Origin of the sequence: uncultured Succinatimonas sp. (genome assembly GCF_905203285.1) — a bacterium.
Taxonomy (GTDB): domain Bacteria; phylum Pseudomonadota; class Gammaproteobacteria; order Enterobacterales; family Succinivibrionaceae; genus Succinatimonas.
This window is the reverse complement of sequence record NZ_CAJKVK010000038.1, coordinates 1-17875: the sequence shown is the minus strand read 5'-3', so window position 1 is coordinate 17875 and position 17875 is coordinate 1. Positions and strand designations below refer to the sequence as shown.

At 41.2% G+C, this 17875-nt stretch carries 16 protein-coding genes; 9 read left to right on the top strand and 7 right to left on the bottom strand.

Annotation, left to right across the window (positions count from 1 at the left end; translation table 11 throughout):
- Positions 1-114 precede the first annotated feature (114 nt).
- Both QZ019_RS05435 and QZ019_RS05430 read right to left on the bottom strand, forming a co-directional pair.
- The gene (locus QZ019_RS05435; RefSeq protein ID WP_295482966.1) at positions 115-1194 is read right to left on the bottom strand and encodes a glycosyltransferase family 9 protein; all 1080 of its coding nucleotides are present in this window, start codon (positions 1192-1194) and stop codon (positions 115-117) included.
- A 5-nt stretch (positions 1195-1199) separates the two neighbouring features.
- Positions 1200-1838 (bottom strand): L,D-transpeptidase family protein, encoded by a 639-nt coding sequence (locus QZ019_RS05430; protein ID WP_295482963.1) that lies wholly within the window; start codon positions 1836-1838, stop codon positions 1200-1202.
- 182 nt (positions 1839-2020) lie between these two features.
- Here QZ019_RS05430 and QZ019_RS05425 point away from each other — a divergent pair, with 182 nt between their 5' ends.
- The 3 genes from QZ019_RS05425 to QZ019_RS05415 all read left to right on the top strand — a co-directional run bounded on the left by QZ019_RS05425 (position 2021) and on the right by QZ019_RS05415 (position 6542).
- Positions 2021-3250: an MFS transporter gene (locus QZ019_RS05425; protein ID WP_295482960.1), complete on the top strand. Its 1230-nt coding sequence runs from the start codon at positions 2021-2023 to the stop codon at positions 3248-3250.
- Between the two features lie 218 nt (positions 3251-3468).
- Positions 3469-5784, top strand: coding sequence for a DNA topoisomerase IV subunit A (gene parC, locus QZ019_RS05420; protein ID WP_295482959.1), 2316 nt, complete (start codon positions 3469-3471; stop codon positions 5782-5784).
- Between the two features lie 2 nt (positions 5785-5786).
- Positions 5787-6542 (top strand): 1-acylglycerol-3-phosphate O-acyltransferase, encoded by a 756-nt coding sequence (locus QZ019_RS05415; protein ID WP_295482957.1) that lies wholly within the window; start codon positions 5787-5789, stop codon positions 6540-6542.
- Positions 6543-6563: 21 nt separating this feature from the next.
- Here the strand turns inward: QZ019_RS05415 and QZ019_RS05410 are convergent, their stop codons facing one another.
- From QZ019_RS05410 to QZ019_RS05400, 3 genes are read right to left on the bottom strand one after another with little or no spacing between them, the layout of a single operon-like run.
- Positions 6564-7106, bottom strand: coding sequence for a YggT family protein (locus tag QZ019_RS05410; RefSeq protein ID WP_295482954.1), 543 nt, complete (start codon positions 7104-7106; stop codon positions 6564-6566).
- Positions 7106-7918 (bottom strand): pyrroline-5-carboxylate reductase, encoded by an 813-nt coding sequence (gene proC, locus QZ019_RS05405; RefSeq protein ID WP_295482952.1) that lies wholly within the window; start codon positions 7916-7918, stop codon positions 7106-7108. The genes QZ019_RS05410 and proC overlap by 1 nt, the downstream gene beginning before the upstream one ends.
- An 8-nt stretch (positions 7919-7926) precedes the next feature.
- Positions 7927-8634 (bottom strand): YggS family pyridoxal phosphate-dependent enzyme, encoded by a 708-nt coding sequence (locus QZ019_RS05400; RefSeq protein WP_295482951.1) that lies wholly within the window; start codon positions 8632-8634, stop codon positions 7927-7929.
- A 77-nt stretch (positions 8635-8711) separates the two neighbouring features.
- On the opposite strand from QZ019_RS05400, the gene QZ019_RS05395 reads away from it, so the two are divergent.
- Positions 8712-8915 carry a 4Fe-4S binding protein gene (locus tag QZ019_RS05395; RefSeq protein WP_294563617.1) on the top strand — a complete coding sequence of 68 codons (204 nt, stop codon included), beginning with the start codon at positions 8712-8714 and terminating at the stop codon, positions 8913-8915.
- Positions 8916-8993: 78 nt separating this feature from the next.
- On the opposite strand, the gene QZ019_RS05390 is transcribed toward QZ019_RS05395, so the two are convergent.
- Positions 8994-12335: a mechanosensitive ion channel domain-containing protein gene (locus QZ019_RS05390; RefSeq protein WP_295482948.1), complete on the bottom strand. Its 3342-nt coding sequence runs from the start codon at positions 12333-12335 to the stop codon at positions 8994-8996.
- Between the two features lie 269 nt (positions 12336-12604).
- Between QZ019_RS05390 and rplU the strand changes: the two genes are divergently transcribed.
- The 4 genes from rplU to QZ019_RS05370 all read left to right on the top strand — a co-directional run bounded on the left by rplU (position 12605) and on the right by QZ019_RS05370 (position 15019).
- Positions 12605-12916: a 50S ribosomal protein L21 gene (rplU, locus tag QZ019_RS05385; protein ID WP_040908978.1), complete on the top strand. Its 312-nt coding sequence runs from the start codon at positions 12605-12607 to the stop codon at positions 12914-12916.
- A gap of 15 nt (positions 12917-12931) precedes the next feature.
- Positions 12932-13198: a 50S ribosomal protein L27 gene (rpmA, locus tag QZ019_RS05380; RefSeq protein WP_009142269.1), complete on the top strand. Its 267-nt coding sequence runs from the start codon at positions 12932-12934 to the stop codon at positions 13196-13198.
- Positions 13199-13354: 156 nt separating this feature from the next.
- Positions 13355-14503 carry an Obg family GTPase CgtA gene (gene cgtA, locus QZ019_RS05375; RefSeq protein WP_295482944.1) on the top strand — a complete coding sequence of 383 codons (1149 nt, stop codon included), beginning with the start codon at positions 13355-13357 and terminating at the stop codon, positions 14501-14503.
- 3 nt (positions 14504-14506) lie between these two features.
- The gene (locus QZ019_RS05370) at positions 14507-15019 is read left to right on the top strand and encodes a dihydrofolate reductase (protein WP_295482942.1); all 513 of its coding nucleotides are present in this window, start codon (positions 14507-14509) and stop codon (positions 15017-15019) included.
- Here the strand turns inward: QZ019_RS05370 and QZ019_RS05365 are convergent.
- A complete protein-coding gene (locus QZ019_RS05365) occupies positions 14983-15843 on the bottom strand; it encodes a symmetrical bis(5'-nucleosyl)-tetraphosphatase (protein WP_294563542.1) in 861 nt (286 codons plus the stop codon). The two genes, QZ019_RS05370 and QZ019_RS05365, sit on opposite strands and share 37 nt — an antisense overlap.
- A 139-nt stretch (positions 15844-15982) precedes the next feature.
- On the opposite strand from QZ019_RS05365, the gene dnaG reads away from it, so the two are divergent.
- Positions 15983-17806, top strand: coding sequence for a DNA primase (gene dnaG / locus QZ019_RS05360; RefSeq protein ID WP_295482939.1), 1824 nt, complete (start codon positions 15983-15985; stop codon positions 17804-17806).
- The last annotated feature ends 69 nt before the right edge of the window (positions 17807-17875 follow it).

Below are 17875 nucleotides of genomic sequence, written 5' to 3'. Positions count from 1 at the left end.
TACGGAAAGGGACATTCCGACGTATCCTGCACCTATAACGCAAATTTTTGCCATATTAAATTCTCCGACAATCGTTTTTGCTTAACGAATAATTGTAAGCCTTGATTTATAAAGTTAATCTTCAATTTGCATGAATTTGTGCAATTCTTGCGCAAAATCATCAAAATCAAGATTTTCTATAAGCACTCCTTTTTTATGAAAAGCTGTTGCTTTTTTACACCAAGGTGCAGGTCCCCAGCGTACGATACCGTCAGGGTCAATTCCTGAATAAAGAGCAAATAAAGGAGTATCTGAAGCACAGGCTAAATGAACGTTTGCCGTGTCTACGCTTAAAAGAAATTTAAGTCTGCTTATAGCGTAAGCAAGATCGGTAGCGTTTAGCTCTTTGGGTAAAATTATAAGGCGTTCATGATATTTGTCTTTTAAAGATTCAAGAATTGAGCGATCTTGCGGGGCAACAAGTAAACACAGACAGGCATTGCAGTCAAAATTTAAAAAGTAGTCACAAATATCAGTTACGGTTTTATCACTTAGTTTTCTGTGTTTTGAAGCTCCGTACGGGGCTATTCCGTAAACGGTTTTATCATTAAATAATAAAGACAGTTTATCAGTCGATTCTTTTGTAATAAGCGGTAAATAATGCATGTCAGGATTTTTAATACCGCCTAAGATAAGTAAATCCTTAAAATATTCACTTATATGTTTGCCGAAGTTCCTTTTGAGTAAATTAATATTGACGCAGTCAGCTCGGTTCTCAAATCCTGCAGTAAAAGTAGGTTTTAACAGGGATTCCAGAATAAAATCACGAGCTCTGAAATTCGGCTCTGTAGTAACGAGAAGATCGCAAGGCCCTAAATGACTTATTTTTTCTACTGCGTTTTTTATATCTTCTTTTTGCGGCTTTTTTGGTAAAACCACAACACTGTCAATTTTAAGACACTGTATATAAATCGGGGCAATGTTTTCAGAGCAAAGAACCGAAAATTTTATAGACGGGTAATATTGCTTGATTTGTGTGAAAAACGGTGTGATAACTTGGCTATCGCCAAGTTTTCCGTCCATCTTGCTTATTACGATATGCTTTATTGATTCAAAGTTAAAAGAGGAAAGATTGGCTGACGCTTTGAAATCGTAAAGAAATTTGTTTTTTGCAAAACGCAGCTTGTCTTTTAAAAGACGCAATTTTTTTAACATAGCTATTAAGGGTTAATCGTTATCGGGGTTCCCGGATCGACTAAAGAAATAAACTCATCCATTTCAGGATTTAAAATGGCAATGCATCCGTCAGTCCAGTCTGAACGTTGAACGGTGGCATGATACGCAGATGAACTGTAAGGCTGTCCGTGGATCATGATCATTCCGCCTGGTCTTTTGCCGAGTTTTCTTGCTTCTTCAATATCCTGGGCATTGGGATATGAAATATGGAAAGATTTATAGTAATTTGAATTAAAGTTGATGTAATCAAGCGTGTAAGTGCCCTCAGGAGTACGTTTGTCTCCTTCGTATTGTTTATCGCCTACGGGTCTGTCGGATAAAGCGATCCAATAAGAACGGATTACTTTATCTTTTTTCATCAAAAACATCTGGTGATTGGCTTTGTTAACTATTACATGATCAATAAGGTTTTTAGGGCCGCGGTAACCTTTGGGGTATACGGGAAGATTGGCAAAGCGGCCTAAACGGACATAGTCGTAATCGCGATCGTAAATTACCGGCTCCATGAGAGCTTCATAGTATAAATCGTGGCTTCTGTCGATTTTTGTATAGTTTGAGCAGGAGCTGACGAAAAAACTGACAACAAATAGAATAAAAAAGCCGTAAAGTTTTTTTAAAAACATAATAAAAGATTAAAAATAAAGGAGACAACGATTCGTTATTTTACCTTAAAGATAGAGATTAAATGTAAGGAAAAACTTGATTTTTTCGGCGGATTTAGTCAAAGGAAGGCGGTTACTTTTGTCGTTTTGTAAGGAGTATAATTTTACTGCGTATTTTAAATGTCATAGCTTATGTAAGCAAAATGCCAACAAATAACAATCAACCTGAAAAGCGCCGTTTGTTTTCTTTTTTTACTGCGATTTTAACTTTAACCGTATCCTTTATCGTGGCTTCGTTTGCCATACCGATGATGGCAATATGGACTGAGTCTCATCATCTTAGTTCCTCAAATATCGCTAATACGGTTTTGAGTTATTTTGTCGGCTGTATGGCTGCCTTGCTTCTTTTTTCCCGTTTATCCAATTTCCTAGGCAGAAAGCCCGTAGTTATTATTTCTTTGCTCTTAAGTATTACGGCAAGTTTGATTTTTGCCCACAGTACTTCTGCCGATGAGTTGTACGTAGCACGCTTTTTACAAGGACTTGCCTGCGGTTTAGCGTCAAGTGCCGGCATGGCATGGGTTGTGGATAATTCACCTAAAAACAGTTCTTGGCTGGGCACGACATTGACAGCGGCAAGTCCTAATATCGGTTTGTCCATAGGATGTCTTTTAACCGGATTTATTGTTGCGTATCGTTTTTTAAGTCCCAAGTTGCTGTTTGAGTTTTCTATCGTTTTGTTATTCCTATGCTTGATTTTAGTTTTTTTAAGTAACGAAACGATGCGTTTTAACACTGAGCCTTTAGCTAAGGTTTTAGTCCCTAAATTTGCCGTACCTAAAAGACTTAAGCGTATTTTTGTTTTAAGCGCCGCAGGATTTGTCGGATCTTGGGGCGTGGGTGCGATTTTACAGGGATTTTCCGCAAGATACGCCTTTGAAATTTTCGGAAAATCCGATGCTTTGCTTACCGCATTAATTTATCTTCTATTTATCATGCCAAACGCAGCGGCGGGAATTATTGTCGGAAAGTTAAATCCGGTGCGAACGACTTTATTTCTTATCTCTGTGTTTTCCGTTGCGGCGTTGAGCTTGTTTTTGTGCATCCATTTTAAAACTCCTCTTTTATTCGTCCTTAGCGTGTTTTTTACCGGAATGGCCGGCGGAGGGGTAGTTACAGCGACTTTGAGTCTTTTACTTTTGGACTCGACGCTTAAAGAGAGAGCCGGAATTATTGCCGCTTTGTATTTTTGCTCTTATGTCGGATCAGGGGCTCCTAATTTCATCATAGGCAGGATGTCGAATATTACCCTTGATGAAATCGGAATCGGTTTTAGTGTGTGGGTATTATTTGTTTGGGTTGTTGTCGTTACTTCTTTATTCCGGATGAAAAAGTCTCCAAACGAGGCTGAAAGGCTGCGCCTTGCACGTTGAAAAGGATTGGTGTCTTAAGTTAAGCAGCAAAATAGATATTGAATATAAGTCCGTGGTTTTGGACTTTAGTCTTTTTGTAATATAAAACACTATCTTTGTACACTTTGTTTTTGTTTCGCTTGCTCGGATTTTTTGTAGGTGCCGCACAGAGAAAGACACTGTGGTATGATTAACTTTTTAGAAACATTGAAGATTTGATTTAAAGATCCTGCCTTAATATGTCGGAAACAACAGATAAAAATAAATTAAGCCTAGAAGGCATCGAGCAGATGCCGCTTGAACGTTTTGCCGAGAATGCTTATTTAAATTATTCAATGAACGTGATTCGCGATCGCGCGCTGCCGTCTGTAAGTGACGGTATGAAGCCCGTGCAGCGCAGAATTATTTACGCAATGGCAAAACTCGGAATAGGCCCTAAAGCAAAACACGTAAAGTCGGCTCGTACGGTCGGTGAGGTTTTAGGCAAGTATCATCCTCACGGCGACAGCGCGTGCTATGAAGCCATGGTTCTTATGGCACAGCCTTTTTCCTATCGTTATCCTTTAGTCGACGGTCAAGGCAACTGGGGTGATGTTGAAGATCCGAAATCTTTTGCGGCAATGCGTTATACCGAGTCGCGGTTATCAATTTACTCCGATATCCTGCTGCAGGATTTGAACACGGGTTGCGTCGATTTTATCCCCAATTTTGACGGCACTGCGGAAGAGCCTAAAGCTTTACCTTCACGGCTTCCCAATATCCTTTTAAACGGAACTACGGGTATTGCCGTCGGTATGGCAACCGACATCCCTCCGCACAATTTGACGGAAGTTGCCAATGCCGCTGTCTATCTGCTGGAAAACCCCGAGGCAAGTGTTAGTGATTTAATGCAGTTTGTACTTGGACCTGATTATCCGTGCGGAGCCGAAATCATTACACCCAAGGTTGATTTGCTTAAGATGTATGAAACCGGTAAAGGTATAGTTCGTCAGCGTGCGGTTTATAAAGTAGAAAAAGAAGGTATTGTGGTAAGCGCGCTGCCTTTTCAGGTGTCTGGCGGACAAGTTGAGAAGCAGATTGCCGATCTGATGGCCAAGAAAAAACTGCCGATGGTGTCTGACTTAATCAATGCATCTGATCATAACAATCCTTGCCGTTTGGTAATTGTTCCCAGATCTAATCGAATCGACTGCGATGAACTGATGAATCATCTGTTTGCGGTTACGGATTTGGAATCTACTTATCGCGTTAATCTAAATATTTTAGGACTTGACGGAAAGCCTCAGGTAAAGAATTTAAAACAGATTTTAAGCGAGTGGCTCGTTTTCCGTCAGCAGACGGTAACAAAGCGTTTGTCAAAGCGTCTTGAGAACGTCGAAAGAAGACTGCATCTCCTTGAAGGATTACTTGTAGTTTTCTTAAATCTTGACGAAGTCATAAGAATCATTCGTGAAGAAGAAAATCCTAAAGAAAAACTTATAGAGCGCTTTAATCTTACCGAAGCACAGGTTGAATATATCCTTGAGACCAAGCTAAGACAGCTTGCTCGTCTTGAGGAGATGAAGATAAAAGAAGAACAGGAAAAGCTCTTAACTGAAAAAAATAAGCTTGAGACCATTTTAGGCAGTCAGGCACGTCTTAAAACTTTTATTAAAAAAGAAATTCTAGCTGATGTAAAACTTTACGGCGATGACAGACGTTGCCCTGTAGTTGAGCGTGCTGAAGCAGTGGCTTTTTCTGAAGATGATTTGACTCCGAGCACTCCGGTGACCGTAATTTTGTCTAAGATGGGCTGGGTACGTCAGGCTAGTGAATATAATGCCGATGCAGAGCACATGACGTATAGAGCCGGAGACGGCTTTAAGGATAAGGCTTCGGGAAGAAGCAATCAGCAGGCGGTATTCATCACTAATTTAGGCAGAGCTTACAGTGTTGATATTCGGGAATTGCCGTCAGCCCGCGGACAAGGTGAGCCGTTGTCTTCAAAGGTAAACTTGCAGCAAGGCGAATTTGCCGAGTATGTCATCATCGGACAAAGCAGCGATTACTTCCTGCTTGCAAGCGACAAGGCTTACGGCTTTATCTGTAAATATGAAGATATTCTTACAAGACTTAAAGGCGGACGTGCTTTTGTTTCTCTTGACGAGGACGCAAAGCTCTTTGCGCCTGTTAAATTAAGCGATAAGTCAAGTGATCTTTTGGCAGTGGCAAGCCGTCAGGGCAAGCTTTTAATTTATAAAGCCGAGGATTTGCCGGTACTGCCTCGCGGCAAGGGCAATAAACTTATATCAATTGCCGGAGCCAAACTTGATATGGGTATGGACGGTGTTGCTGCCGTAGCTGTAATCCCGCAAGGTGCTTCCATGATAATTCACTGCGGAAAGAGAGTCCTTAATTTGTCCGCTTCTGAAATAGCTGAAAGACTGTCGGTACGCACTAAGCGCGGAGATACTTTACCTCGCGGCTTCCAGAAAGTCGATTTTATCGAAGTGGTTAAGGCAAAGTCGGACAGCGGTGAAGAAGAACAGGCAATTATGGAATTTTCTTTGGAGTAAACATGAGATATCCGTTAATAGTCTTGCGCGTCATGATTTTATTTGTCATGGCGTTAATTTGGCTGGTGCTGGGTTTGTGCGTTTGCCTGTTTAGACCGTTTAACCGTAAAAATGTCTATGCTTTGACGCAGATGCTGCGTTTGGCGCAAGGCGTTATCGGAGTAAAAGTCATCTTGGATTTTGACGTTAAATCCGTTCGTTCCAGGATGCCGGCGATTTTCGTCGGTTTGCACCAAAGCAATTGGGATATCGTGACGATGGCGGATTTGCCGCAGCCCGGCTTGGTTTGCGTGGGGAAAAAGAGTCTTCTTTATACTCCGATTTTCGGAATATTGTTTTTCTTGTCAGGTAATGTGCTTTTAGATAGAGAGCATCGTTCTAAAGCCGGTGATACTTTTTTAAAGATTGTGGAAAAAATTAAAACCGGTTTATCGATTTGGATGTTCCCTGAAGGAACACGTTCAGGTTACGGGCCTGTGGGTAAGTTTAAGTCAGGGGCGCTGCATACCGCGCTGCTTGCTAAAGTTCCTATTATCCCTTTCGTTACCTCCACGTATGCAGGACAAATTGATTTAGGCAGATGGGATAACGGCGAAATTAAGATAAAGCTTTTGCCGATAATTGAAGGAACGTCATTAAGTCGTCAAAGCTTGGTAAGCGATACTAAGGCGTTGCAGGATGAAATGGTAAACGCTATGCACGAACTTGATAAGACGGTAAGAAGACCTGAAGACTATAAATTGCCTCCAGGACGTTAAAAAATTCGGTATTCCGTATTTTTAAATGATGTACCAGAAAGGGGCGAAGATACTGCCGAAGAAGGAATCTAAAGCAAAGATCACCAAAACGACAATCATCAAAGAGATATCTATAACACCGATAGGCGGAATTAATTTTTGTACCGGAGCGACAAAGGGCGCTGACATTTGGTACATAAGATAGCTTATAGAGCGAGTACTCGGCAGCCATGAGCATAATGCCTGCACGATTAAAATCATGAGCATAAGATAACCAAAGCACTTAACGCAGGTAAGAACTGACATTAAAAGCGCTATTTTAATCGGCAGAATGTTGGTAATAAGACACAGTCCGACCCAGAAAATCAAGTCAAGTGCAAAGGCGACAGCGATACCGCCTACAAAGAAGTTTTTAATGTGCAGGCGGCGGATAAAGTCGATATTACATATGGGGTTGGTCAGTTTTAATACTGACTGCGTAAGCGGATGATAGTAATCGGCACTTGATGACTGCAGTAAAAAGCGCAGCAAAAAGAGCATGGTAAAAGCTTGAACTACCAATAAAATTAAAGAAAAAGTACTCATTAAAACATTTCCTCAAATAAATGGGTCTTTTTCATGCAGGCTTTAAATACTTCTTCCATCATTTCTTCAAATTTAAAAGAAGTCATTTGCTGCAATCCTTCATAAGTGGTACCGCCCTTTGACGTTACAGCCTCGCGCAAAGAGCTTATAGGTGTCGCATGGTTATGAATAACCATGGAAGAGGTACCTAAACCTAATTGTTCAACGATTTTTCTTGCATCGTTTTGACTAAAACCGTAGCGTACGCACTCATGCTCAACGGCTTCAAAAAAGCGGTATAAAAATGCAGGAGCGGATCCTGCCAAAGCTCCGATAGCGTTGATCCCTTCTTCAGAATTAAGCTGACAGAGCATTCCTAAAGGAGCTAATAAAGAGGAGATTAACTCTTTGTCTTTATCGTCAATTCCTTTTTCAAAGTAGATGCCGGTGATGCCAAGTCCGATTTTAGCGGGGGTGTTAGGCATTATGCGAACGATATACGGAGCATCCGTCAGGCGCCTTATGCTCGCAATCTTAAATCCTGCAGCCATTGATACTAGAATTTTTTCTGAAAAGTCGATACGGTTGTCTTTAAGTTCTTTAAGAACTGCTGTAAGCATTTGCGGCTTTACGCCTAAGAAAATGATATCGCTTTCTTTTACGGCTTCTACATTTGAGGTTGTAATCTTAGCTTTTTTATCAGCAAACTTCTGAAGCTTTTCAAGATGCGGACCGCTTACGTAAATCTCATCAGCATCATTGCGGGCCTTTTTTATGCCGTCAAAGATGCAGGATGACATATTGCCGCCGCCGATGAATGCAATTTTGCTCATGTCTTTTCCTATAATTTACCGTACTTACGGGCTCCGAAAATTGCGGTTCCGATCCTAATTTCGGTAGATCCTTCTTTTATTGCCAAGTCCATATCATGGGTCATGCCAATTGACAGGATAGCAAAATGAGGAAGATTTTGCTTAAGTGAGTTAAAGGTTTCGTGCAGTTTTGCAAAACTCTTATCAATAACTTCTTCATCGTCAGTGTCTTCTGCAACTCCCATTAAACCGCACAATTCAAGTCTTGGCAGATTTTTGATTTCGTTTATAAGCTTATCAAGATCTGCATAAGAACAACCGGATTTTTGTTCTTCATCACTTATATTTACTTGAATAAGGATTTTTAAAGGCGGCAGGTCTTCAGGTCTTTGATCGTTTAAGCGCTTAGCGATTTTCAGGCGATCGACACTTTCCACTATGTCAAAAAGTTCAGCAATATGTTTGGTTTTATTGGACTGAATCGGTCCGATAAAATGCCAAACGATATCTTTATATCCCATTTCTTTTAGTTGCGGGATTTTATCTTTGGCTTCGGAAATATAAGATTCGCCGAAGTGCCTTTCGCCGTCGTTGTACGCTTCGATAATTTGGGAAATAGGTTTGGTTTTGCTGACACAAAGCAAAGTAAGGTCATTTTGAGATCTTCCTGCATTTTGCAGGCAAGAATTAATCTCATCATGCACCTTTTTTAAATTAGACGTGATATTCTCTAGCATTTTAGAAAACTGACTCATTTTCTGGGTTGTTGCAGTATTATACGAGCATTTTGATTCGTTAAAGAAGAGGTAGAAGTATGTTCTTTATCGATCCTGAAGTTTGCACCGGATGCGGTGAGTGCAAGGATGCTTGCCCGTGCGATGCTATTTCCGAGGATGAAAACGGTCGCTGTGTTATTGATACCGATTTATGTGCCGATTGCGGGGCCTGTCTTGACGTATGTGAGTTCGGATCAATTTTTGAAGCTTCTCAAGAAGAGATTGAAAGTCTGAAGATTTAGTTTGAGTCTCATTAGTTGAGGTTTAAGCAAAAAATTTGGAAAATCCCTGCAGAAATTGAAAGTCTGCAGGGATTATTTTTAGCCGTTTTGATTGTTAAGCCTGATGGCATTGCCGGTAGTTTGATTAAGAACCGTAACGTCAAGGCGGTTGAACGGAATGTTAATGTTAGCTTCGTTAAAGCGTTTTAAGGTGTTGACGTTCAGATAATCGACCGTGTTTTTACGATCTCCGATTTTTTCCACGAACACTTCAACTTTAAGGGTAACGGCACTGGCATCCATGCTGTTTACATAAATTTTATAGGGTTTTTCGCGTGATAAGTACGGACAGCGCAATACGATGTGCTCCAAAATCTTTTTGGCTTTAACCGGATCGGCACTGTAGTCAATTCCGACGCTGAACTCGATCATCGTAATGGTGTTAGATAGTGACCAGTTGGTAAGCTCGGTGGTGATGAATTCACGGTTGGGGATCACGACTTCTTTATTGTCAAATGAAACGACCGTGGTAGCGCGAATACGGATTTTACTTACGGTTCCTGATAGATCGTTGATGGTGATGATATCTCCTACGCGTATTTGTCTTTCAAACAAGATGATAATGCCGGATACGAAGTTGGCGAAAATCTCCTGAAGTCCAAAGCCAAGGCCTACTGATAAAGCGGCAACCAGCCATTGCAGTTTATCCCAGCTAAGCCCCAAAGCGCCTGCCGTACAGATGATGCCTAGAGCGGTGATGATGTACGAAGTTAAAATCTTGGCTGTATAGCTGGTACTTTGATGAGCAGAGGCAACTCTCAATCTGAAAAGACGCTCAAGAATGGGCGGCAGGTTGCGGTATAAAACAACGGTAATTAGGATGATGATTGCCGCTGAGAAGATATTGGCAAGGGTTAGAACCGGAAGATCTTTTACCTCTCCGTTTATTGTCACCGAATTTGACCATAAAGTTACGGTATTCAAATAACCTAATGCACTGGTCAAATCTTTCCACAGCTGGTATAAAAAAGCTGCGGTAACGCATAAAAGGAGAATATTGATAAGTTTAAAAGCTTTGTTGTTGATAAATTCAAAACGCAGCTGTTCAATTTTTTCCTTTCCTTTTTTTGAATTGGCACTAACCGCAAAACCGGGAGCTTTGGTTTTTTCCGATTCTTTTTGTAAAGCGGCTGCTTTGGCTTTGGCTAAAAGCCTTGCTTCAGCAACCAGCAAGGTACGGCGCACTATATTGCTTACAAGAACATATCCGCAGCATAAATAGAAAGAGAACATGATGCGGTTGATAAGTTTTGTCGCGGTGTAATAGTAGCCAAGGGCAATCATGCAAAAGAGAACGAGCGGTCCTGCGATTAAAAACAAGCTTTTTATATAGTCAAAGAGAGAAAAGTCTTTTTGCTCAAAAGAGCTTTTAATAAATTGAGCAACCTTTATTACGATATAGAAACTGGCAAGCAGTACTATAGTGTAGCCTAATATATCGCCTGTCGTTTTATCGGGTTCTATTTCGCGGATGTTGGTGATAACCAGAATCGGGAACATTCCGGCAAAAACGCGCTTTAAGATGGCATGATACTGTTTTGCAGTAGAAGGCGGCAAAGAAAAATGACGCTGGGCAAGGGAGTTTATATTTAATACTTTAATAAAGAAAGTAAAAAGGAATGAATGCCATAAGATCATGGCGCAGGCATGAACCTGATTTAAGGTTGAATCAATGGTAAGTAAAACAATAAAAGCTCCTATCCATGTAAGGGCTACTGCTTGGGGGATCACTAAAAGAAATTGACATAACACCGAAAGCGGGGTTACGTAAAAATTATCGCTTTGCTTATCAAGTTTTAAAGCTGCTTTGTTGTCCGTGCGCAATATTGTCTCTTTTAAAGAATTGACAATAAGTGCAATCACGGTTAGCGGAATTAAAAATATAAAAAGAGGAATGGTTCGCGCTTTGTTGTCAAGCGTGTTCATCAGTGAAGAGTTAAAAGCTAAAATCTGGGCTTTAGCCATCGGGATAAAACTGGTGACGTAATCTGAGCTTATAGGGTAGTTGCTTTTTAACCAGAATAAATGTTCATTGATGGTGGAGAGAATAGCGTTTTTTAAATCGGTAAACTCTGCGTATTTTATTTTTAAGGTCATAGCCGTAGTTGATGCTTCGGTCATGGTCTGATAAAGCTTATCGTATAAATCTTTTCTCTGTTTGATGATTTTTTCAAGATCTTGCTTTATTGGAACTAAATCAGGATCTTTTTTCGTCATGTTATTGACGTAACCTGCGGTATCAAAAAGGGAATCGCGATAATTTCTTAAATCATAAAGCCATAAATTAAAATTAGGCAAAAGCTCGTCTAAATTTAAAGATAATTCGATATTAGGAATTTCCTCAAGCTGACGGTTTAACAATCTTGACAGAATAAGATTGCCGTCGATGCGGCTTATTTGCTCATCAATATCGGAATTTATCTGTTTGACGGTTTCAATCGCGGCTTCAACATCGTGCAGCTGACGATTGATTTGTACGTTTTGCTGCAGCTGTTTATCAATATGTCCTGAAATCTGATGATTGATTTCAAGTTCCTTTTTCAATGCCGGATTGTCGCTTATGACATTATCGGTGATATCGGTATTTGCTATATCTTTAGTTAAAAGTTGATTTTGCAGCGTTTGGGCTTTTCTAAGACATTCCTGATAATATTGATTTTTAATCGTGGCGGTACGTATTCTATAGGTTGCCATGTCCTGAAGTTTCGTCAGGAATAAAGTCTTTCTTTGTAAAAATTCATTTTCCTTATTTAATATTTCGATATTTTTATCAATTACCGATAGATCAAAAGACGAAAGCTTAAGCTCGGGATTATTGATTTTATCGGTAAGATTTTGGATGGTAAGCGCGTTTTCCGAAATAATGGTCTGTGCTTTGCTCGGCAGAGTTTGCAGATTATTAAAATCGGAGTTGGCACTTGAAAGGTCGCTTTGAGCCTCTCTTTGCTTTAAAGTAAAGTCGTTAATAAGCAAATTAAGCTCGTCGCTGTTTTTTGCGGTAATGTCAGGTGCTCCATGTCCGAATAAAGAGTTGGCGCTGTTGAATTCGTATTCAAGACCTGAAAGAATTTTGTCGGAATTTTTCTGAATAAGATCAAAATCCTCAATCTCTTTATTTAGAGAGGCTTCTTTTTTTAAGAGGTCGGCGGCACTGTTAAGTTCTGAAAGCTTTGTCTTTTTTTCATCATCGCTAAGATTGGTATCAGCATTAACTGCGGCTACCTGTTTATTGATTAAAGAAAAAGATAAATCGGCGGCGTGTGCCGTAGAAGTTATGGCAAAAACAATTGCAAAGACAGTAAATAAGAAAAAGTTTTTAAATGATGATCTGCGCATTTTTAATATCTGACAATGAAAATAAAGCTCTTTCATTATAGACATTTTTTCCTGTTGTCTGCTTTTGGTGATAAGATTGCGCGGGTAGAAGTGCGGAAGATTGAATTTTCACGTTTTTTCCTTGGGTTGTTTTACCTTGGTAAAAAGCATGTTCGGTTTTCTTTCAGGAAAAATAGCAATAGAGCGCACAAAAGCTTGCATATTGCTATTTTTATATGTAAAATACTGCCCCACTATCCCATAACGGGTTTATTTTGCATTGATTTTGTAAACTGCGGGAGCACAACTCCTGCAAATTTTTCGGAGTTTGAGCCATGTACGCGGTTATTTTTTGCGGCGGCAAGCAGCACAAGGTCTCCGAGGGCGACGTGCTTAGCGTCGAACTCCTCGATGCCGAAGCTGGAAGCACTATTGATTTGGACAAAGTCCTTTTGATTTCTGACGGCACCAATATTAAAGTTGGCGCTCCTTACCTCGAAGGCGCAAAGGTTTCTGCCAAGGTATTGGGCGTTCACGGCGGTGAGAAGATTAAGATTGTTAAATTCCGTCGTCGTAAGCACCACCAGAAAGTCACTGGTCATCGTCAGTGGTACACCGATTTAGAAATTACCGGTATTTCCGAGTAAAGGAGTTAGGGGAAAATGGCACATAAAAAAGCCGGCGGTTCCGTTCGTAACGGCCGCGATTCTCAAGGTCAGCGTCTCGGCGTAAAGCGTTATGCCGGTGAAGTAGTCAGCGCAGGCAGCATCATCGTCCGTCAGCGCGGCACTCATTTCCATCCTGGTACTAACGTAGGTATCGGCCGTGATGACACTTTGTTCGCTAAGAAAGACGGCAAAGTCGAGTTCGTTACCCGCGGTCCTAAGAACCGTAAGTTCGTTCAGATTGTCGAGGCTGAAGTAGCCTAAGCGATCCACGGATCAAAGAGCCTCGCAATTGCGGGGCTTTTTCATATCCGAATATCATTCTCATTGCGATTCCTGCCTTAAAATTTTTGTCTATACTGTTAGTTGCCTTAGTGTTTAGGAATTAAGATTTGCTTTAAGAGCGAAGAGGGACTTTAAATGAAGTTTGTTGATGAAGCCACGATTCGTGTGGAAGCGGGAGACGGCGGAAACGGATGCGTCAGCTTTCGTCGTGAAAAGTATGTGCCGCGCGGCGGCCCTGACGGCGGCGACGGCGGTGACGGCGGTAATGTATTCGTTGTAACCGACTCAAATCTTAATACCTTAGTGGATTATCGCTTTACTAAGTTTTATAAGGCAGAACGCGGACAGAACGGTATGAGCTCCGATTGTACCGGAGCTCGCGGTCAGGATATATATTTGAAAGTTCCGGTCGGAACCCGTATTACTGATGCTGAGACTGCGGAAGTTTTAGGCGATTTGCGTAAAGAGAATGAAGTCTTATGTGTGGCTCGCGGCGGACGCCACGGTTACGGCAATACCCATTTTAAGAGTCCGACAAATCGTGCTCCGCGCCAAAAGACCAACGGAACCCCGGGTGAAAGAAGAATTCTGGATCTGGAGCTTCTTTTAGTCGCTGATGTGGGGTTGCTCGGTTTGCCTAATGCCGGTAAATCAACTTTTATTCGCGCAGTATCGGCCGCTCGCCCTAAAGTTGCAGATTACCCTTTTACTACCTTAGTGCCCAATCTTGGAGTCGTTAAGACGGGCAACGGTGAAAGCTTCGTTATTGCTGATGTTCCGGGTCTTATTGAGGGAGCATCCGAAGGCGCCGGTCTTGGACATCGTTTTTTACGTCATTTGGAACGTTGCCGCGTGCTTTTGCATTTGGTTGACGCAATGCCTGTTGACGGCTCGGATCCGGCCCGTAATGCGCAGATCATCGAGCAAGAGCTTAAGCAGTATGCTCATGATCTTTTTGATAAACCGCGCTATCTGGTTTTAAACAAAGCAGATCTTGTTTCCAAGGAAGAAGCTCAAGAGATTTTATCCCGTGTGGTTGACGCTCTTGAAGTTAAGCCTGAAGAAACTTTTATTATTTCGGCTTTAAAGAGTGAAAATCTTAATGCCTTGCTGCATAAAGTCCAGGAGCTTGTCGATAAGGTCAAGGAAGAAGAGAGGCAGAGCCCTGAAAAAGCGGTAACTTCAGAAGAATTCGTATGGACAGAGCCTGAAAAGAAGGTCGTGCTTGAAGAAGGCGACAATGACTTTGAAGACGAAGGTCCTGAGTTTATTTACAGGAATTAATCGATGGTATCGCTTGAGCTTATCGTAGCACTTGCCGATAATTTCGTTATCGGCATTAATAAAGAGATCCCTTGGCATTTAAGTGAGGATTTAAAACACTTTAAAGCCGTCACTTTAAATTCCAATATCGTAATGGGCAGAAGGACATTTGAGAGTATCGGACGTCCTTTGCCGAAAAGACGCAATATTGTAATAAGCAGGGATAAGTCTTTATGTGAAAATGGCGTTGAGGTCGTTTCTTCTCTTGATGAAGCCTGCCGTCTCGTGGAAAAAGAGCCTAAAGAAGAATTTCCTTGTGATCGCCTTATTGTTATAGGCGGAGAGCGTCTTTATAAAGAAGCCTTGCCAAAAGCCAAAGTCTTGCATCTTACGCGTATTCATCAAAGCTTTGCCGGCGATACTTATTTTCCTGATTGGCAGAATTTGCCGTTTAAAAAAGTATCAAGCGAAGATCATTTCTCTGATGAGTGCGGTTTTGCCTATACCTTTGAAACCTGGACTTTAGGCTCGGTATAGCCAAGACTTTTTATGCGATAGGTTTTGTCAGTATCAAAACACCAGCAGCTAAGCCTATCGCCCCATACGCATCCGGTATCAAGAGCTTTGACAAAAGGTCTTTGACATTTTGCTCCAAGTGCCGCCCAATGCCCGAAAACCAAAGTGTACTGTTTCTTTTTACGCTGCATCGGGTTGCCTAAATCAAACCACGGATAAAGACCGTCGTTTTTTACAAGTTCAGGACTTATAGCGTTATTTTTAAAATCCAGCGCTCCGGTACGGTACATAAGACGCATTCTGGTAAAAGCGTTTAAAGTAAAACGCCACAGCTTTAATCCGGATAAATCTTCACTGTAAATATTAGGTTCATCACAGTACATATTGGCAAGTAAAATTTTGCGTCTTAAATCATCGCGCAGCACCTTACAGGTTTCTTTGGCCGCTTTTCTTGCGTAGGTTAATTCCCATAACGGATAAATGCCGGCATGGGCTACGCATAAAAGTTTGGTTTTATGAATATATAAAAGCGGTGAATTAATAAAATATTTAACTATATCGTCACAAATAGGTGAGTCTAAAATAACCTGTAAATTGTCTTTGGGTCTTGGGGTAACTATGCCTTCGGCTACGGCTAAAAAGTTTAGATCATGATTTCCGAGCACTGAAACCGTGTTTTTCATGCTCATAACGGCTTTCATCGTTTCGACAGGGAAAGGTCCGCGGCCGATTAAGTCTCCGGTAAGAATCAGTTCGTCTTTTGTTTCGTCGAATTTTATTTCTTCAAGCAACGCCATGAACTCGTTATAACAGCCATGAACATCACCGATGCAGTATGTTGCCATTAAAAAACCTCGTGCTATATTTGCTAAAATGTTAGCACATATTTTGATTATCAAGGCTAAGCATTAGATTTTAATCGTAATCTTGCCCTTAATTGCTCTTTTTGCAAGAGGTGCTTAAAGCGCCAGATTCGAGTTTTGTATGCCGCGAATTTCCGTTAATTTTATACGAGACAGACTTATTCCTGCAGTTAATATTGAAGCCTTCATCGGCCAATATGTTACTTTAAAGCGTCAAAGCAGCAATAATTACACATGCTGCTGCCCGTTTCATCACGAAAAAACTCCTTCGTTCGTGGTGACTCCGTCAAAGCAGATGTTTTATTGCTTTGGCTGTAAAGAACACGGCAACGCCATAGATTTTGTCATGAAGTTTAAAAATTTAAGTTTCGTTGAAGCTGTGGAGGAAGTTGCGCAGTTTGCAGGGCTTAACGTTGAATATGAGCAAGGCAGCGGCGGTTTTGAAAAGGCTGATACCTATAAGCTTTATTATGAGCTTATGGACAGATGCGCGTCATATTTTACCAAATGCCTTAATTCTTCTCCTGAAGGTAAAGATTACTTTATAAAAAAACGAGAATTAAGCGAAGACACGATAATAAAAGCTCGTTTAGGCTATGCTCCGGATAGCTGGGATTATATTCATAATATCGCTAAAAATACCGATGAATATAGAAAGTTGATTGAACTTGGCATGGTCGTAGATAAGGGCGACCGCTCTTATGCGATGTTCCGCGGCAGGGTGATGATTCCAATCATCGACGGGCGCGGTCGGGTAATAAGTTTCGGCGGACGAACCTTAGGGGACGCAAAGCCTAAGTATTTAAATACCGCAGAAAGTCCCATTTTCAGAAAACGTCATGAACTGTTCGGACTTTATGAGACGCTTCAGGCAAATCGCAATCGTCCTGCCCGTATCGTAATTGTTGAAGGATACATGGATGTTATTGCTTTGCGTCAGTTCGGCTGTTCTTTTGCGGTTGCATCTTTGGGAACGGCAACTACTAAAGAGCAGATGGAGTTGATGTTTCGGTACACAAAGCAGGTTGTTTGTTGTTATGACGGCGATTTTGCCGGACGCAGTGCTGCCTGGCATGCCCTTGAAACTGCCACTTTAGTACTAAGAGCGGATAGAGAAATCCGTTTTGCTTTTTTACCTCCTGAGCACGATCCTGATTCTTTAGTACGTGCAGAAGGATTGTCTGCATTTACCAGAACTCTTGATGCCTCTTTGTCTTATCCTGAATTTTTAATTAAGCATATAAGCGATAAATATGATTTAAGCGATCCGGGGCAGAAATCGCCGTTTTTAAATGAGGTTTTGTATTTTATCCGCAGAATTCCTGAAATGACGCTGCAGGCCGTGTGTGTTTCGGAATTGGCAAGAAAGGCAGGTCTTGAGGAAGAGCTGCTGTATGAAATGCTAAAATCCGTACGCCTTAATTCTCGCGATGAAAAAGAAATGCAAAAAGAAACGGGGGCGGTGGAAAAAGTCGGTACCGTAAATTTATTGACAACCCCGATGCGTAAGCTTATCGCTTTTATTTTGCAGCAGCCTACTTTGGTTTCAACCGTATATGAACGCTTTAACCTAGATAAACTACCGTGCCTTTGTAAGGCCGCTAACATCAAAGGTAATGGCGATTTAAGTCTTTTTTTGAATTTAATCAAGGAAAAGCCCGATATTACCCCGGCTTCTTTTATTGAGAGCGTTCGCGGCAGCGTACGTGAAAAATACGTAAGAAATTTAATTGAAGCTGAATTTATCCCTAAAAAAGCCGACGGCTCCGAGTTCCCTCCGGAGGTCAGGGCCGACTTACTTTCAAAGCTGATAAAAGAGACTCTGGCAATGCCTATTAAACAGGAAATAGAGCGTCTGCGCCTTCGCGGGGATAAGATCACCAAAGAAGAAATGGAGAGTATGTCTTTGTTAAATCGTATGTTGACAAAGCATGGAATAAGCTAATGCGCTATTTTCCTTAGTAGTTACGCATGAGAGCTTCAAAAAAAATTTCATACTAAAAAAATCCTTTAT

What these genes read in the sequence shown, in the direction of transcription:
- QZ019_RS05435 (WP_295482966.1), bottom strand. Translation starts at nt 1,194, where the DNA reads ATGTTAAAAAAATTGCGTCTTTTAAAAGACAAGCTGCGTTTTGCAAAA.
- QZ019_RS05430 (WP_295482963.1), bottom strand. Translation starts at nt 1,838, where the DNA reads ATGTTTTTAAAAAAACTTTACGGCTTTTTTATTCTATTTGTTGTCAGT.
- QZ019_RS05425 (WP_295482960.1), top strand. Translation starts at nt 2,021, where the DNA reads ATGCCAACAAATAACAATCAACCTGAAAAGCGCCGTTTGTTTTCTTTT.
- parC (WP_295482959.1), top strand. Translation starts at nt 3,469, where the DNA reads ATGTCGGAAACAACAGATAAAAATAAATTAAGCCTAGAAGGCATCGAG.
- QZ019_RS05415 (WP_295482957.1), top strand. Translation starts at nt 5,787, where the DNA reads ATGAGATATCCGTTAATAGTCTTGCGCGTCATGATTTTATTTGTCATG.
- QZ019_RS05410 (WP_295482954.1), bottom strand. Translation starts at nt 7,106, where the DNA reads ATGAGTACTTTTTCTTTAATTTTATTGGTAGTTCAAGCTTTTACCATG.
- proC (WP_295482952.1), bottom strand. Translation starts at nt 7,918, where the DNA reads ATGAGCAAAATTGCATTCATCGGCGGCGGCAATATGTCATCCTGCATC.
- QZ019_RS05400 (WP_295482951.1), bottom strand. Translation starts at nt 8,634, where the DNA reads ATGCTAGAGAATATCACGTCTAATTTAAAAAAGGTGCATGATGAGATT.
- QZ019_RS05395 (WP_294563617.1), top strand. Translation starts at nt 8,712, where the DNA reads ATGTTCTTTATCGATCCTGAAGTTTGCACCGGATGCGGTGAGTGCAAG.
- QZ019_RS05390 (WP_295482948.1), bottom strand. Translation starts at nt 12,335, where the DNA reads ATGTCTATAATGAAAGAGCTTTATTTTCATTGTCAGATATTAAAAATG.
- rplU (WP_040908978.1), top strand. Translation starts at nt 12,605, where the DNA reads ATGTACGCGGTTATTTTTTGCGGCGGCAAGCAGCACAAGGTCTCCGAG.
- rpmA (WP_009142269.1), top strand. Translation starts at nt 12,932, where the DNA reads ATGGCACATAAAAAAGCCGGCGGTTCCGTTCGTAACGGCCGCGATTCT.
- cgtA (WP_295482944.1), top strand. Translation starts at nt 13,355, where the DNA reads ATGAAGTTTGTTGATGAAGCCACGATTCGTGTGGAAGCGGGAGACGGC.
- QZ019_RS05370 (WP_295482942.1), top strand. Translation starts at nt 14,507, where the DNA reads ATGGTATCGCTTGAGCTTATCGTAGCACTTGCCGATAATTTCGTTATC.
- QZ019_RS05365 (WP_294563542.1), bottom strand. Translation starts at nt 15,843, where the DNA reads ATGGCAACATACTGCATCGGTGATGTTCATGGCTGTTATAACGAGTTC.
- dnaG (WP_295482939.1), top strand. Translation starts at nt 15,983, where the DNA reads ATGCCGCGAATTTCCGTTAATTTTATACGAGACAGACTTATTCCTGCA.